Source organism: Cupriavidus sp. SW-Y-13, assembly GCF_009793345.1.
Classification (GTDB): Bacteria; Pseudomonadota; Gammaproteobacteria; order Burkholderiales; family Burkholderiaceae; genus Cupriavidus.
This window is the reverse complement of record NZ_WHLX01000001.1, coordinates 289396-303911: the sequence shown is the minus strand read 5'-3', so window position 1 is coordinate 303911 and position 14516 is coordinate 289396. Positions and strand designations below refer to the sequence as shown.

Below are 14516 nucleotides of genomic sequence, written 5' to 3'. Positions count from 1 at the left end.
ATGGTGGCAACGGTGTCGGGGGCTGAACTCAGAGTCCGTAGCGCTTGATCTTGTCGTACAGCGTGGCCTTGCCTACTTGCAGCAGATCGGCCGCCTGGCTCACGGCCCCACCGGTGCGCGCGAGCGTGTCCGCGATCACGGCGCGTTCGTAGCGTTCCATGCGCTCGCGCAGCGGTGTGGTGTCATCGACGGATTCCGCCTTCGCTGCGGATCCGCCCTCGGGCACGCCCAGCACGAAGCGATCGGCGGCATTGCGCAGCTCGCGCACATTGCCCGGCCAGGGTCGCTGCATCAGTTGCTGGCGTTGCGATTCTGAGAGGATCGGCGCGGGGCGCTGGTAGCGCACGGCGGCCACCAGCGTGAAATGCTCGAACAGCGGCACGATGTCTTCGCGGCGGTCACGTAGCGGCGGCAGCGGAATCGTCACCACGTTGAGGCGGTACAGCAGATCCTGCCGGAACGCGCCTTGCGCCACCAGCGATTCCATATCGCCCTTGGCAGCGGCCACGATGCGCACGTCGATCGGCACCGATGCATTCGATCCCAGCCGCTCCAGCGTGCCCTCCTGCAACACGCGCAACAGCTTGACCTGCAATGCCAGCGGCATGCTCTCGATCTCGTCGAGGAACAGCGTACCGCCCGATGCATGTTCGAGCTTGCCGATGCGGCGCTTGCCCGCGCCCGTGAAGGCGCCCGGCTCGTGGCCGAACATCTCGGACTCGAAAATCGCTTCGGGCACCGCGCCGCAATTCAGCGCGATGAACGGTGCATCGCGGCGCGTTGACAACGCGTGCAGGCTGCGTGCCACCAGTTCCTTGCCCGTACCAGTCTCGCCGTTGATCATCACCGGCACATCGGTGGCTGCCACGTTGGCAATCAGGTCACGCACCTGCCCCATGGCGGGGGAGCGGCCGATGATGCGCGTGCCGGCGGCCTGGCCTGCCAGTTCGCGGCGCAGGGCGAGGTTTTCGAGTTCCAGCGCGCGGCGCTCCAGTGCGCGGCGTACCGTCTCGGTCAACCGGTCGGCGCCGAATGGCTTCTCGATGAAGTCGTAGGCGCCTTCGCGCATGGCCTGCACGGCCATCGTGATATCGCCATGGCCGGTGACGAGGATCACGGGCACACCGGGCGCCACGTTGCGGCTGTGCTGGAGCAAGTCGAGTCCCGATGCGCCACCGAGCCGCACATCGGTCACCAGGACGCCGGGGAAATCCGCACTCAGATGCGGCATGGCCGCTTCCGCCGATGGCAGCGCCAATACCGCAAACCCGGCCAGTTCCAGGCTCTGCGCCGTGGCCTGGCGCACCAGGGGTTCGTCTTCCACGAACAGCACGCGCAGTCCGTCTTGCATCGCCATCATGTCCCTGTCCTCGTCATGCGCATGTCGATCTCATGCGGCCACCGGCTGCCGCGCCCGCCGCAGCGTCACTACGAACTCCGCCCCGCCCTCTGCCAGGTTGCCGGCCGTCAATTGACCGCTGAACTCCCGCACGATCGACGACGAGATGGCGAGTCCAAGACCCAGCCCCTGGCCGATCTCCTTGGTCGTGAAGAACGGCTCGAACAGGCGCGGCAAGGCTTCCGGTGCGATGCCCGGGCCGTTGTCGCGCACGGCAATGCGCACGCGCTCTTCCGCCGCTTCCACGGTCACGTCGATGTGACCATCGGGCCGGCCTTCGCCAGCAATGGCGTCGAGCGCGTTGCCAACGAGGTTGAGCAGTACTTGTTCGAGCTTCAATTCATCGGCCCAGACGCCGAGGTCCGGGCAGTCTTCCAGACCATGCACGGCCAGCGTGGTGGTGCCGAGCCGGGGCGCAATCAGTTGCAGCACATGATCGATGGCCGCGCGGACCTGCACCGCATTGCGCCGCTGCCGTGCCTTGCCTGCGAACAGCTTGAGCTGGCTGGTGATCTTGCCCATGCGCTCGGTGAGTCCGGCGATGGCCGTGAGATTGCCTGTGGCCGCGTCGAGCTGCCCGCGCTCCAGCAGCACGCGCGTGTTATCCGAGAACGTGCGCAGCGCCGCCAGCGGCTGGTTCAGTTCATGCGTGATGCCGGCCGCCATCTGTCCCAGTGCCGCGAGCTTGCTGGCCTGTACGAGTTCGTCCTGCGTGGCGCGCAGTTCGCTCTCGGCGCGCGTGCGTTCGGCCACTTCGCCTTCGAGTTGTTCGTTGATGGCCATGAGGTCGGCGGTACGCGCCTCCACGCGACGCTCCAGTTCGTCATAGGCCGCTTCGAGCAGGCGTCGGCTGTACTGCATGTCCCGCGCGCGCTGGCGGCGCTGGCGCAGGTTCACCAGCAGCAGGCACACGCACGCATAGGCAAGCGCCGCGCCGATGGTGGCGCCACGCGCACTGGCCAGCACCGGGTCGAGCGGCGCCATGACCTGCATGTTCCAGCCGGCCGGCCCCACCGAGCGGTTGATTTCGAGATAGCGGTCCGCGCCGTCCGCAGAGAGTCCGAAGCGCATGTCGGCCCCGTCGATGCCATCGGGCACGTCGGGCGCGCCGCGCTCGGCATTGCCCACGCGCACCAGGCGCTCGCCGTCACTCAGCGTGGCATTGGCCAGCCAGCGCGTGACCGGCGAATCGAGCGGCTGCAGCGGCAAAGGGCGCACATCCACATCGTGATACTGGCGGCTGTTGACGATTTCCGCCTGCAGGTCGCGTGGCAGCGGACGCAGCGTGCGGTACTGCCATCCGGGCACCGATGAGAGGAAGATCACGCCGTGATCGTCGGAGACCAGCAGCGGCTCGCCACGTCCCGATCCGGCCCGCTGGAACCACTCCAGGTTCAGCTTCACGACCGTGACGCCGATGAACTTGCCACCTGCCTCGATCGGCTGGGCGATGTAGTAGCCCGGTTCGTCGCTGGTGATGCCGATGGCGTAGAAGCGCCCGATCTCGCCACGCGCGGCGCGCTGGAAGTACGGACGGAAGCGATAGTCGGTGCCCACGAAACTGCCGGGCTCCCCGTGATTGCTGGCGGCCAGCGCGATGCCATTGGCGGCGATCACATAGGTGGCCGAGGCGCGTGCGCGCCGATTGACATCGACAAGGTAGTCGTTGACCGCGGCAATGCGCGCGGGGTCCTGCGGCGAGGCCAGCAATGCGCGCACCGAGGGGTGCAGCGACACCAGCGCTGGCAGGAATTCGTAGCGGTCGAGCGTGGATTCGAGCGTGGCGGCGTAGCGATCCGCGCGCATGGCGGTGGACTGTTGCAGCGCCGCAATGCCACGCTGCACCGACAGCAGCCACGTCAGCGAGCAGAGGATCAGCAGCCCCGCCAGCAGCGCGACGGCGAATCCCCACCAGCGCGAGCCGTTCTCCGGCGCGTGCAGTGCGTCGGGGGCGGTGGGGTCGTGCACGGCGAGGAAGTCGTCGGAATGGGGCATCGATGGGCGCGGAAGCTCTCGCGCCGATGATACCCGCTGGCCGGACTGACCGCCGCCCGGCCCGGCTTCCCCGCTGCCCGCGGGAGAGGCCGCCTCCCCGGGGGGCGCGGCCAGCGTCACGTCAGCGGGCGTCGGCGAGCGCGACGCTGTCATCGTCGCCACCCTGCAGCACGCGGTTCAGGCGCGCACGGTCGAGTTCGCGTTCCCAGGCAGACACCACCACGGTGGCCACGCCGTTGCCGACGATGTTGGTCAGCGCGCGGCACTCGCTCATGAAGCGGTCGATACCAAGGATCAGCACCATGCCCGCCACCGGAATCGTCGGCACCACGGCCAGCGTGGCCGCCAGCGTGATGAAGCCCGAGCCGGTCACGCCGCTGGCGCCCTTGGACGTGATCATGGCCACACCGAGGATCGTCAGTTGCTGCAGCAGCGTCAGCTCGATATTGGTGGCCTGCGCGATGAAGATCACCGCCATCGTCATGTAGATGTTGGTGCCGTCGAGATTGAACGAGTAACCGGTCGGCACAACCAGGCCCACCACGGACTTCGAGCAGCCCAGCTTCTCCATCTTCTCCATCAGGTGCGGCAGCGCGGCTTCGGACGAGCTCGTGCCCAGCACGATCAGCAGCTCTTCCTTGATGTACGCGATGAAGCGGATGATCGAGAAGCCCGTCAGGCGCGCCACGGTGCCCAGCACCACCAGCACGAACACGATGGCCGTGAAGTAGAACGTGCCGATCAGCTTCAGCAGCGGCACCAGCGAGCCCAGGCCGTACTTGCCGATGGTGAATGCCATGGCACCGAAAGCACCGATCGGTGCCACCTTGGTGATCACATGGACGATGTGGAAGAACACCTTCGACACCTGATCCACCATCTCGTGGATCACGCGCGCGCGGTCACCCACGATGGCCAGCGCCGAACCGAAGAACAGCGAGACCAGCAGGATCTGCAGGATGTCGCCGTTGGCGAACGCGCTGAAGATCGTGTCGGGGATGATGTGCATGAAGAACTCGACCGTGCTCTGGCCGTGCGCCTTCGACACGTATTGCGAGATCGACTTGGTGTCCAGCGTGGCCGGATCGATGTTGAAGCCGACGCCGGGCTTCAACACATGCGATGCGATCAGACCGATCAGCAGCGCGAACGTGGAGACGATTTCGAAGTAGAGCAGCGCCTTGCCCCCTACGCGTCCCACCTTCTTCATGTCGCGCATGCCGGCAATGCCGGACACCACGGTACAGAAAATGATCGGGCCGATGATCATCTTGATCAGCTTGATGAAGGCATCGCCGAGCGGCTTCATTTCCACGCCGGTCTGCGGCGCGAAATGGCCGAGCATGATGCCCACGGCAATCGCGAACAGAACCTGGACGTACAGGATCTTGTAGAAGGGTTTCCTCATGGTGTCTTCCTCGGTGTGTTTGACCGGTGCCGGGCGCTCGGAAGGCGCCCACGTCGCGCGCCTCGGGCGCGTCTGCTGTAACTAATTGCAACGGCCATGCCAACGCCCGGCGAATCCACAAGCCCTTGATTTCAAAGGAAAACCCTTTTCAACGCCGGCGCAGCCTCTCCGGCGTTCCGGAATTCCGGAATCGGGGCTTCCGGAGATTCGGACAGTGACAATGCTGTCGATGCCCCCCAAAAGTGGCGCATCGAGCATGAAATCGCCATGAAAGCCAGGTTTCCGCACGCAAATGCCGGTCCCGGGTGCCATGCGCACATCGTCGATTCCGGAATTCCGGTCGCCGTCCGCATGCGGATGCGCCGGCACGAACACGTATAATTCCGACCTTTCCCGATTCCGCCGCGCGCGGCTGCCAGCCTCATGCCGCTGGTGCCTCGATTGCCGGCTCGCCGTCATGAGCAGCTACTACAAACACCACGTCTTCTTCTGCCTGAACGAGCGCGACGACGGCAAGGCCTGCTGTGCCGACCACAATGCCAAGGCCATGCAGGAGTACGCCAAGAAGCGCTGCAAGCAACTGGGCATTGCCGGGGCCGAAGGCCGCGTGCGCATCAACAAGGCGGGTTGCCTGAACCGTTGTGAACTCGGCCCGGTGCTGGTGGTCTACCCCGAGGCCGTCTGGTACACGTTCGTCGACGAGCAGGACATCGACGAGATCATCGACAGCCATCTGGTCAACGGCGTCCCCGTCGAACGACTGATGGTGGATCACTGATCCGCACCACGCGCCCGCGCCGGGTCCAAAGCCCGGTTTTTTGTTGTGCCGCTGCCTGTCGTCCAGTCGTTCCGTAGATCCGTAGCCCCCTGCCCCTGCCACCATGAACGCGCATACCCAGGTCACCACCATCGCCGGCCCCGTCGGCGCCATCGATATCTCGATCGATCTGCCGCAGAACGAACCCGTGCGCGGGCTGGCGCTCGTGGCGCATCCGCATCCGCTGTTTGCCGGCACCAAGGACAACAAGGTGGCGCAGACGCTGGCGCGCACCTTCGTCGCGCTCGGCTATGCCACGGTGCGTCCGAACTTCCGTGGCGTGGGCAATACCGAGGGCGAGCATGACAAGGGCATCGGCGAGCAGGACGACCTGTTGGCCGTGATCGACTGGATGCGCACGCAGACCGCGTGGTCCGCAGACGCAGCTTCGCTGCCGCTGGCGCTGGGCGGTTTCTCCTTCGGCAGCTTCGTGCAGACGCACGTGGGGCGCCGCCTGGCCGAGGCGGGTACGCCCGCGCAGCGGCTGGTGCTGGTGGGCACGGCCACGAGCCGCTGGGAGGTGGCTACCGTGCCGGCCGACACCATCGTGATCCATGGCGAGCAGGACGAGACCGTGGCACTGGCCAGCGTGCTGGACTGGGCGCGGCCACAGGAACTGCCGGTCATCGTCATTCCCGGCGCCGACCATTTCTTTCATCGCAAGCTGCACCTGATCAAGCAGCTCGTTGTCAACGCGTGGGTACGGTGATTCGTCCCGTCCGCGCAGCCACCTTTTTTTCGTTGGATATCCGCACATGCTGAACAGAGCCACGCCGCACTTTGCATCCGCCTTTGCCCCGGTCGCCGTTGCCGCGACGATTGCCACCGCGCTTGCCGCCGCCCCTGCCGCCGTAATGGCGCAAGGCGTGCCGATGCCGCAGGTTGCCGCCAAGTCCTGGATGCTGTTCGACGTGACCAGTGGCCAGGCCCTGGCGTCGCAAAACGCCGATCTGCGCATCGAGCCCGCGTCGCTGACCAAGATCATGACCGCCTACCTGGCGTTCGAGGCGCTCAAGGAAAAGCGCCTGACGCTGGACCAGATCGTCACCCCCACGGACATCGTGCGGAAGGTGAAAAGCGATGAGTCGCGCATGTTCATCGAGGCTGGCAAGCCGGTGAAGGTGCAGGACCTGCTGATGGGCCTGATCGTCCAGTCGGGCAACGACGCCGCGCTGGCGCTGGCCGAGGCCGTGGGCGGCTCCGAGGAAGGCTTCGTGGCGATGATGAATCGCGAAGCGCAGCGCATGGGCATGAAGAACACGCACTTCACGAACACCGATGGCGTGCCCGACCCGGAGCACTACACCACGGCAGTGGACCTGGCCACGCTGACCACGCGCCTGATCAAGGACTTCCCCGAGTACTACGCGATGTACTCGCAGAAGGAGTTCACCTATAACAAGATCAAGCAGCCGAACCGCAACCGCCTGCTGTACATCGACCCGACCGTCGATGGCGTGAAGACCGGCCACACCAAGTCTGCCGGCTACTGCCTGATCTCGTCGGCCCAGCGTCCGCTGGCCAATGTGCCGAACGGCCAGCGCCGCCTGATCTCGATCATGATCGGCACGGCGTCCGACCAGGTGCGTACGCAGGAAAGCCTGAAGGTGCTGAACTACGGCTTCCAGTTCTTCGACACGCTGCGCCTGTACGACAAGGGCCAGGTCCTGGCCACGCCCGAGATCTACAAGGGCAAGTCCGGCACGGTCAAGATCGGCGTGGCCAACGAGACGTTCGTCACGGTGCCCAAGGGCACGGGCGGCCGCCTGAAGCCGGTGCTGGAGCGCCAGGAACTGCTGCTCGCGCCGATCTCGGCCGGCCAGCAGGTAGGCACGGTCAAGCTGATGGACGGCAACAACAAGGTGGGCGAGTTCCCGGTAGTGGCGCTGGAAGAAGTGCCGGAAGCCGGCTTCTTCGGCCGCCTGTGGGATACGATCCGCCTCTGGTTCAAGCGCAAGTAAGAAGGCTCTCAATGACGACAGATCCGAAAGACGGTCCGCTGATCCCGGGCGATATCCCGCCCGAGCAGTCGCTGATCGAATACCCGAGCGATTTCCCGATCAAGGTGATGGGCGCGATGCAGGACGGCTTTGCCGAAGCCATCGTGACGCTGATCCAGGAATTCGACCCGAACTTCCACGCCGGCAAGATGGAGATGCGTCCGTCGCGCAACGGCAACTACCTGGGCCTGACCGTGACCGTGTGGGTCACCAGCCGCGAACAGCTCGACGAGCTGTATCGCACGCTGACCTCACACCCGATGGTCAAGGTGGTGCTGTAACCGCATGAACGTCATCACCCTCAAGCCGGGCAAGGAAAAGTCCCTGCTGCGCCGCCATCCGTGGGTATACGCCACGGGTATCGCCTCGACCGAAGGCCGCTGCGAGTCGGGATCGACCGTGGTCGTCCGGGCCGCCGATGGCCGCTTCCTGGCGCGCGGCGCCTACAGTCCCGAATCGCAGATCCGCGTGCGCGTGTGGACGTTCGACGAGAACGAGCCCGTGGACCACGCACTCTTCAAGCGCCGCGTGGCCGCTGCCGTGGCCCATCGCAAGCAGTGGGTGCGCGACACCAGTGCCGTGCGCCTGATCTTTGGCGAAGCCGACCGCATTCCCGGACTCGTTGTGGACTACTACGGCGAAGGCGAGCGCGGCCAACTGGTCTGCCAGTTCAACTCGGCGGGTGTGGAGCAGTGGAAGGACGCGCTCGTGCAGGCGCTGATCCGCGAAACCGGCTGCCCGAACGTCTACGAACGATCGGACGCAGCAGTGCGCCAGCGCGAGGGCCTGGAACTCGTGACCGGCGTGCTGGCCGGTGCCGAGCCCGATCCGGAACTGTCGGTGACCGAGCACGGCGTGAAGTACTACGTGGACGTGCGCAACGGCCACAAGACCGGTTTCTATGTCGATCAGCGCGACAACCGCAAGCTCGTCGGCGATCTGGCCGAAGGCCGCGAGGTGCTGAACTGCTTCTGCTACACGGGTGGCTTCTCGCTGGCCGCGCTGCGCGGCGGTGCCACATCGGTGACGTCGATCGATTCGTCGGGCGAAGCCCTCAAGACCGCCGCGAACAACGTAACGCTGAACGGCTTCGATGCCGACCGCGCTACGTGGCTCGACGCCGACGTGTTCAAGACGCTGCGCGAGTTCCGCGCCGAAGGCCGCCAGTTCGACCTGATCGTGCTGGACCCGCCCAAGTTCGCACCGTCCGCTGCGCATATCGACCGCGCCGCACGTGCCTACAAGGAAATCAACCTGGTCGGCATGCAACTGCTGCGCCCGGGCGGCCTGCTGTTCACGTATTCGTGTTCCGGCGCCATCGGCATGGAGCTGTTCCACAAGATCGTGGCCGGCGCCGTCACCGATGCCCGCGCCGACGCCCGCATCCTGCGTCGTCTCTCGGCCGGCACCGACCATCCGATGTCGGCGGCATTCCCCGAAGGCGAATACCTCAAGGGCCTGCTGCTCGAAAAAGTCTGAGTCCGAAACTGCCTCGGAACTGACTTCTGGAGGTCATATTGACCACCTAAGATTCGTCTCACGGTTGGGCATTGGCAGGTGTCTGACCGTCTCTTCTTATCAGTCTTCGTGGTAATGGCCCCGTCTCTCACGAGCGGGGCGTTTTTTTGGGCGCTCGATGCCCTCGGACACGTAGACCCCACCCTCTACCCGCCCCCGCCGCCACGCCATCCGAAACTCCCTATAATCGAACGATCGTTCAGTTCACCGACAACGTACCCATCATTCGAGGAGACTTCATGCCCGGCGCCAAACATATTCCAGCCGCATTGCAGAACCTGGCTCTGCCTGTCATCGCATCGCCGATGTTCATCGTCAGTTACCCGGAGCTGGTGCTGGCACAGTGCAAGGCCGGTATCGTCGGTTCGTTTCCGGCGCTCAATGCGCGGCCGGCCGAGTTGCTGGGCGAGTGGCTGACGCAGATCGAGGAAGAACTGGACGCATTCAAGGCGGCCAATCCGGGCAAGCCGGTGGGGCCGGTGGCGGTGAACCAGATCGTGCATGCATCGAACGCGCGGCTGGAGCAGGATGTGCGGCTGTGCGTGGAGCACAAGGTGCCGGTTTTCATCACGTCGCTGCGTGCGCCGGTAAAGGAAATGATCGACGCGGTACACAGCTATGGCGGCATCGTGCTGCATGACGTGATCAGCATCCGCCATGCCGAGAAGGCCATCGAAGCTGGCGTGGATGGGCTGATCCTGGTGGCAGCGGGTGCCGGGGGTCACGCGGGTACGCTGTCGCCGTTTGCGCTGGTGGGCGAAGTGCGCAAGATCTTCGACGGCCCCATCGCGCTGTCGGGTTCCATCGCTACCGGTGACGCCGTGCTGGCCGCGCAGGCCATGGGCGCCGATTTCGCCTACGTGGGCACGCGTTTCATCGCCTCGCAGGAAGGCCATGCGAGTGCCGAGTACAAGCAGTCGATCATCGGCTCCGCCGCCTCGGACATCGTCTACACGAACCTGTTCACGGGCGTGCATGGCAACTACATCCGCGAGAGCATCCTGAATTCCGGCCTCGATCCAGAAAACCTGCCCGTCGCCGACAAGACCAAGATGGATTTTTCGAGCGGTGCGTCGAAGGCCAAGGCTTGGAAAGACATCTGGGGTGCCGGTCAGGGCGTGGGCCAGATCAGCGATATCCCCACCGCTGGCGAGATCGTGGCGCGCATGAAGGCCGAGTACGATGCGGCACGTGCCCGGCTGGGGCTGGTAGCATAAGGGCGTTTCGCGCCCTGCGCCCCTCGCCATCCAACGTTGCCTTCCACCGACCCAGACCAACCGATCGGCCCCGCCGACCTGCCCGGTACGCTTTCGCACCGGGAGCGCGTGATTCGCGCGTTCTGGGTCACGCTCGGTGTCATCAGCCTTGTGCTTGGCTTCATCGGCATTTTCCTGCCGCTGCTGCCGACCACACCCTTCGTGCTGCTGGCGGCCGCGTGCTTTGCGCGCGGTTCCGAGAAATTTCACAACTGGCTGATCACGCACGAACGGTTCGGGCCGCTCGTGCGCGACTGGCAGGCCCATCGCAGCATTCCGCTGCGCGCCAAGTGCCTGGCACTCTCGATGATGTGGCTGTCGATGGGCACCACGGCGTATCTGCTGCGCGCACGGCCCGTGTCATCGCTCACGCTGCTGGCGATCGGCGCTGCGGTCTCGATCTGGATGATCCGCCTGCCCACACGGCCACGCGGCGGGTATCCGCAACCGGATGTCCCCGCCAGCGTTGGCGATCAGTCCTCTCAGTCGTAGCGACGCGCATCCTCGATCGTCTTGCCGTCCTGCGGCAGCGATCCCTCCGCAACAAAATTCACCTCGCCGCGTAGCCGCAAGACGTCGCGCATCGATTCCGCCACGGCCCGTGCGAGGGCTTCGTCGTGACGCGTGGCATCGCAATGCAGTGTCATCGTGTCCGCGCCGACCGTCCCCGTGACGACGAGTCGTGCAGCGCGAATCTCGGGATGGCGCCGCACGACGTCTGCGACCTGACCCGGATGCACGAACATGCCCTTGACCTTGGTGGTCTGGTCGGCGCGGCCCAGCCATCCCTTGAGGCGGATATTGGTGCGGCCACACGGACTCGCTTGCGCCCACGAATCGGCGACGATGGCGGAGAGATCGCCCGTGCCGAAGCGGATCAGCGGATAGTCGCCGTTGCCGAGCACCGTCACCACCACCTCGCCCACCTCGCCCTCCGGCATCGGCTGCGTGCCGCCCGGCTCGACGATTTCCACGAGCACGCCTTCATCGACTACCCAGCCATCGCCGCCTTCGGTTTCGTACGCGATCAGCCCCACGTCCGCCGTGCCGTACATCTGCCGCGCCGTGACGCCGTGATCGCGCAACCACGCGCGCAGCGTCGGCGGGCAGGCTTCGCCCGATACCAGCGCCTTGGAAAGGCTCGCACACGGTTGCCCCATCTCCTCGCCGCGTTCGATCAGCAGTTTCAGGAACGATGGCGTCCCCGCATAGGCCGAGGGCTGCAGACTGGCCAGCGCCTGGACCTGCGATTCGGTCTGGCCGACGCCTGCCGGGAACACACAGCAACCGAGCCGATGCGCACCCGATTCCATCATCATGCCGGCGGGCGTGAAGTGATACGAGAACGTGTTGTAGACGAGTTCGCCCGCGCGGAATCCCGCTGCGAACATCGCGCGCGCGGTTCGCCACCAGTCCGCGGAGAAACCATCGGGTTCGTGGATCGGACCCGGCGACTGGAACACATGCTTCAACGCGCCAATCGGCGTGGCATTGAGTCCGCCCAGCGGCGGCGCACCACGCTGTCGCGCAGTGAGTTCGGATTTGCGCGTGACCGGCAGGCCAGCCAATGCACTGCGCGAGCTGATCTCGCGCGCATCGATATCGCAGAGGATCTCGGCAAAGTACGGCGCGTGCGATTGCGCATGCGCCACCTGTCGCGAGACCGCTGCGAGCAGCGATGCCTCGCGCTCCGCAGGCGCACGCGTTTCCAGCGAATCGAAATAGTCACCCATGATGGCAGCCATCCCTGGCGAAATTGGATGTGGAGCGGTAAGCGGTATCAGGCCAGCCAGCGCTTGCGCCGGCGATAGCTCTTGACGTCGCAGAACGATTTGCGCGCGCTGCCTTCGGCATCGTTGGCAGCCACGCCGAGGTAGAACTCCTTGACGTCCTCGTTGGTGCGCAGCGATTCCGCGTCGCCATCCATCACCACGCGGCCGTTCTCAAGGATGTAGCCATAGTCCGCATGGCGCAGCGCCACCATCGTGTTCTGTTCGGCCAGCAGGAAGCTGACGCCTTCGCGCGTGTTCAGGTCGCGCACGATCTCGAAGATCTCCTCGACGATCTGCGGCGCCAGGCCCATCGACGGCTCATCGAGCAGGATCATCGACGGCTTGGCCATCATCGCGCGGCCAATCGCACACATCTGCTGTTCGCCGCCCGAGGTGTATCCCGCCTGCGACTTGCGTCGCGTCTTCAGGCGCGGAAAGTAGCCGTAGATCCTCTCCAGCTCGTCGCGCGTCTCGCCACGCGAGAGACCCCGCGTGTAGGCACCCGTCAGCAGGTTTTCCTCGATGCTGAGGTGCGCGAAGCAGTGGCGCCCTTCCATCACCTGGATCACGCCACGCTTGACGAGGTCATTCGGCGTGAGCTGGTCCACGCGCTGGCCCTTGTACTCGATCGATCCCTTGGTGACGTCGCCGCGCTCCGCATGCAGCAGGTTCGAGATCGCCTTGAGCGTGGTGGTCTTGCCCGCGCCGTTGGCACCCAGCAGCGCGACGATGCGTCCCTCGGGCACATCGAGCGACACACCCTTGAGCACCAGGATCACGTGATCGTAGATGACTTCGATGTTGTTGACGGAGAGGAGGGTCATTTTCCTTGTCCCGATGCGTGTGTTTGCTCCCCTCTCCCGCAAGGCGGGAGAGGGGCGGGGGAGAGGGCGGGCGGTGCAATCACAGAGAGTTCGCAATTTGAACCGCTGGCCCTCTCCCCTAACCCCTCTCCCGCGTGCGGGAGAGGGGAACTTACTTACGACTTCACACAAGCGGGCGTGATCCCCTTCTCCTTCGCGTACTGCGCGGCGTTGGCCTTGAACAGCGGGTGGATCAGGCTCTTGTTGCCTTCGATCCAGTCGGAGACCACCACCCACTTCGCGCCGTCCCACTGCTGGATCTTCACCTTGCCCGATCCTTCATGGTTGTCGCAGCTCGTCTTGATTTCCGGCAGCAGGCCCGTGGCGCCGAGCTGTTGCAGACGTGCATTCGTGACGTTGAGGTTCTCGAAGGCCCAGCGCATCTGGTCGCCGGTCATCACCTTGCCCTTGCCAAATTTCTCCTGCGCCACGCGCACGGCTTCCACGGTGACCACGGCAGCAGACACGCCACGGTTGTAGAGGATCGAGCCCACCTTGTTCTTGTCCTGCATGTTGCCCTTGCCGGCGCCATACACGACCTTCTCGATATCGCCGATCAGCGGCACATTCTTGCCGGCCACGTTCCAGGTCGCGCTCATGTAGCCCTTGGCGGCATCACCGGCCGGCACGGTGTCTTCCTCCGAGCCCGCCCACCACGAACCGATTATCTTGTCGCGCGGATACCCCACCTTCTGCGCGGCCTTCAGCGCGGTCTGGTTCATCACGCCCCAGCCCCAGAACACCACATAGTCCGGATTTTCCTGACGGATCTTCAACCACTGCGCGCCCTGCTCGTTGCCGGGGTGCGCCACCGGAATTTCCACGAGGTTGAACTTGTTGAGGCGCGCTTCGGCCTGCATCGCGACGATCGGCTCCTTGCCATAGGCCGAGTCGTGATAGAGATAGACGATCTTCTTGCCAGCCAGCGATCCATTGTTCTTCGACGCCAGGAACTTGACGATGGCCGATGCCTGCATCTGGTACGTCGTCACCAGCGGGAATGCATACGGGAAGACCGAGCCATCCACGGCGTCGGTGCGGCCGTAGCCCATCATCACGAGCGGCACCTTGTCTGCAGCGGTCTTGTCGACCAGCGCGTAAGAGATGCCCGTGGACATCGTGTGATACGCCGTGCCCTTGCTCGTGGCGTTCTTGGCCTTGAGCCGCTCGTAGCACTCCACGCCCTTGGCGTTGTTGTACTCGGTCTCGCACTCTTCCCAAGACAGCTTCACGCCATTCACCCCGTTGTCCTTGAGGTTGACGTAGTTCAGGTAGTCCACAAAGCCGCCGTAGAACGATTGCCCGTTGGCACCATACGGCCCGACGCGATAGCTAGGCAGCGCCACGAACTGATCGTTGGCCTGCGCAAGTGCCGGCAGCGAAGGCGCCAGCAGGGCAGCCGCGACGCTGACCACCAGGGCGGCGCGCTGCACGTTTTGAAATACGGTCATGACAGTCTCCTTCACCTCGGTCGGGTGTAGTTATCGG

At 64.9% G+C, this 14516-nt stretch carries 13 protein-coding genes; 7 read left to right on the top strand and 6 right to left on the bottom strand.

What is annotated here, in order from left to right; all coding sequences use genetic code 11:
• Positions 1 to 28 precede the first annotated feature (28 nt).
• The 3 genes from GA566_RS01390 to GA566_RS01380 all read right to left on the bottom strand — a co-directional run bounded on the left by GA566_RS01390 (position 29) and on the right by GA566_RS01380 (position 4802).
• Positions 29 to 1351, bottom strand: coding sequence for a sigma-54 dependent transcriptional regulator (locus tag GA566_RS01390; protein WP_160473194.1), 1323 nt, complete (start codon positions 1349 to 1351; stop codon positions 29 to 31).
• Positions 1352 to 1390: 39 nt separating this feature from the next.
• Positions 1391 to 3394: a sensor histidine kinase gene (locus GA566_RS01385; protein WP_160471306.1), complete on the bottom strand. Its 2004-nt coding sequence runs from the start codon at positions 3392 to 3394 to the stop codon at positions 1391 to 1393.
• Positions 3395 to 3515: 121 nt separating this feature from the next.
• Complete coding sequence (locus GA566_RS01380; RefSeq protein ID WP_160471304.1) at positions 3516 to 4802, bottom strand: dicarboxylate/amino acid:cation symporter; 1287 nt, start codon at positions 4800 to 4802, stop codon at positions 3516 to 3518.
• Between the two features lie 457 nt (positions 4803 to 5259).
• On the opposite strand from GA566_RS01380, the gene GA566_RS01375 reads away from it, so the two are divergent.
• From GA566_RS01375 to GA566_RS01345, 7 genes are all read left to right on the top strand, one after another.
• Positions 5260 to 5580, top strand: a complete 321-nt coding sequence (locus GA566_RS01375) for a ferredoxin (RefSeq protein ID WP_137925935.1) — start codon at positions 5260 to 5262, stop codon at positions 5578 to 5580.
• Between the two features lie 103 nt (positions 5581 to 5683).
• Positions 5684 to 6328: an alpha/beta hydrolase gene (locus GA566_RS01370; protein ID WP_160471303.1), complete on the top strand. Its 645-nt coding sequence runs from the start codon at positions 5684 to 5686 to the stop codon at positions 6326 to 6328.
• A gap of 46 nt (positions 6329 to 6374) precedes the next feature.
• Positions 6375 to 7580, top strand: coding sequence for a D-alanyl-D-alanine carboxypeptidase family protein (locus GA566_RS01365; protein WP_160471300.1), 1206 nt, complete (start codon positions 6375 to 6377; stop codon positions 7578 to 7580).
• 11 nt (positions 7581 to 7591) lie between these two features.
• Positions 7592 to 7900, top strand: a complete 309-nt coding sequence (locus tag GA566_RS01360; RefSeq protein ID WP_137925932.1) for a YbeD family protein — start codon at positions 7592 to 7594, stop codon at positions 7898 to 7900.
• Between the two features lie 4 nt (positions 7901 to 7904).
• Entirely contained in the window at positions 7905 to 9098 is a 1194-nt protein-coding gene (locus tag GA566_RS01355; protein WP_160471299.1) for a class I SAM-dependent rRNA methyltransferase, read from the top strand.
• A gap of 278 nt (positions 9099 to 9376) precedes the next feature.
• Positions 9377 to 10354 carry a nitronate monooxygenase family protein gene (locus GA566_RS01350; protein ID WP_137926954.1) on the top strand — a complete coding sequence of 326 codons (978 nt, stop codon included), beginning with the start codon at positions 9377 to 9379 and terminating at the stop codon, positions 10352 to 10354.
• Between the two features lie 36 nt (positions 10355 to 10390).
• Positions 10391 to 10885, top strand: a complete 495-nt coding sequence (locus GA566_RS01345) for a YbaN family protein (protein ID WP_237380011.1) — start codon at positions 10391 to 10393, stop codon at positions 10883 to 10885.
• Here GA566_RS01345 and GA566_RS01340 read toward each other — a convergent pair.
• The 3 genes from GA566_RS01340 to GA566_RS01330 all read right to left on the bottom strand — a co-directional run bounded on the left by GA566_RS01340 (position 10876) and on the right by GA566_RS01330 (position 14479).
• Positions 10876 to 12126, bottom strand: a complete 1251-nt coding sequence (locus GA566_RS01340) for a phenylacetate--CoA ligase family protein (protein WP_202126642.1) — start codon at positions 12124 to 12126, stop codon at positions 10876 to 10878. The genes GA566_RS01345 and GA566_RS01340 overlap by 10 nt on opposite strands.
• A 47-nt stretch (positions 12127 to 12173) precedes the next feature.
• The gene (locus GA566_RS01335) at positions 12174 to 12989 is read right to left on the bottom strand and encodes an ABC transporter ATP-binding protein (protein ID WP_160471295.1); all 816 of its coding nucleotides are present in this window, start codon (positions 12987 to 12989) and stop codon (positions 12174 to 12176) included.
• A gap of 155 nt (positions 12990 to 13144) precedes the next feature.
• Complete coding sequence (locus GA566_RS01330) at positions 13145 to 14479, bottom strand: ABC transporter substrate-binding protein (protein ID WP_160471293.1); 1335 nt, start codon at positions 14477 to 14479, stop codon at positions 13145 to 13147.
• Positions 14480 to 14516: the final 37 nt, after the last annotated feature.

Excerpts from the sequence above, each read along its gene's own strand:
- GA566_RS01390 (WP_160473194.1), bottom strand. The coding sequence starts at position 1,351 with ATGCAAGACGGACTGCGCGTGCTGTTCGTGGAAGACGAACCCCTGGTG.
- GA566_RS01385 (WP_160471306.1), bottom strand. The coding sequence starts at position 3,394 with ATGCCCCATTCCGACGACTTCCTCGCCGTGCACGACCCCACCGCCCCC.
- GA566_RS01380 (WP_160471304.1), bottom strand. The coding sequence starts at position 4,802 with ATGAGGAAACCCTTCTACAAGATCCTGTACGTCCAGGTTCTGTTCGCG.
- GA566_RS01375 (WP_137925935.1), top strand. The coding sequence starts at position 5,260 with ATGAGCAGCTACTACAAACACCACGTCTTCTTCTGCCTGAACGAGCGC.
- GA566_RS01370 (WP_160471303.1), top strand. The coding sequence starts at position 5,684 with ATGAACGCGCATACCCAGGTCACCACCATCGCCGGCCCCGTCGGCGCC.
- GA566_RS01365 (WP_160471300.1), top strand. The coding sequence starts at position 6,375 with ATGCTGAACAGAGCCACGCCGCACTTTGCATCCGCCTTTGCCCCGGTC.
- GA566_RS01360 (WP_137925932.1), top strand. The coding sequence starts at position 7,592 with ATGACGACAGATCCGAAAGACGGTCCGCTGATCCCGGGCGATATCCCG.
- GA566_RS01355 (WP_160471299.1), top strand. The coding sequence starts at position 7,905 with ATGAACGTCATCACCCTCAAGCCGGGCAAGGAAAAGTCCCTGCTGCGC.
- GA566_RS01350 (WP_137926954.1), top strand. The coding sequence starts at position 9,377 with ATGCCCGGCGCCAAACATATTCCAGCCGCATTGCAGAACCTGGCTCTG.
- GA566_RS01340 (WP_202126642.1), bottom strand. The coding sequence starts at position 12,126 with ATGGGTGACTATTTCGATTCGCTGGAAACGCGTGCGCCTGCGGAGCGC.
- GA566_RS01335 (WP_160471295.1), bottom strand. The coding sequence starts at position 12,989 with ATGACCCTCCTCTCCGTCAACAACATCGAAGTCATCTACGATCACGTG.
- GA566_RS01330 (WP_160471293.1), bottom strand. The coding sequence starts at position 14,479 with ATGACCGTATTTCAAAACGTGCAGCGCGCCGCCCTGGTGGTCAGCGTC.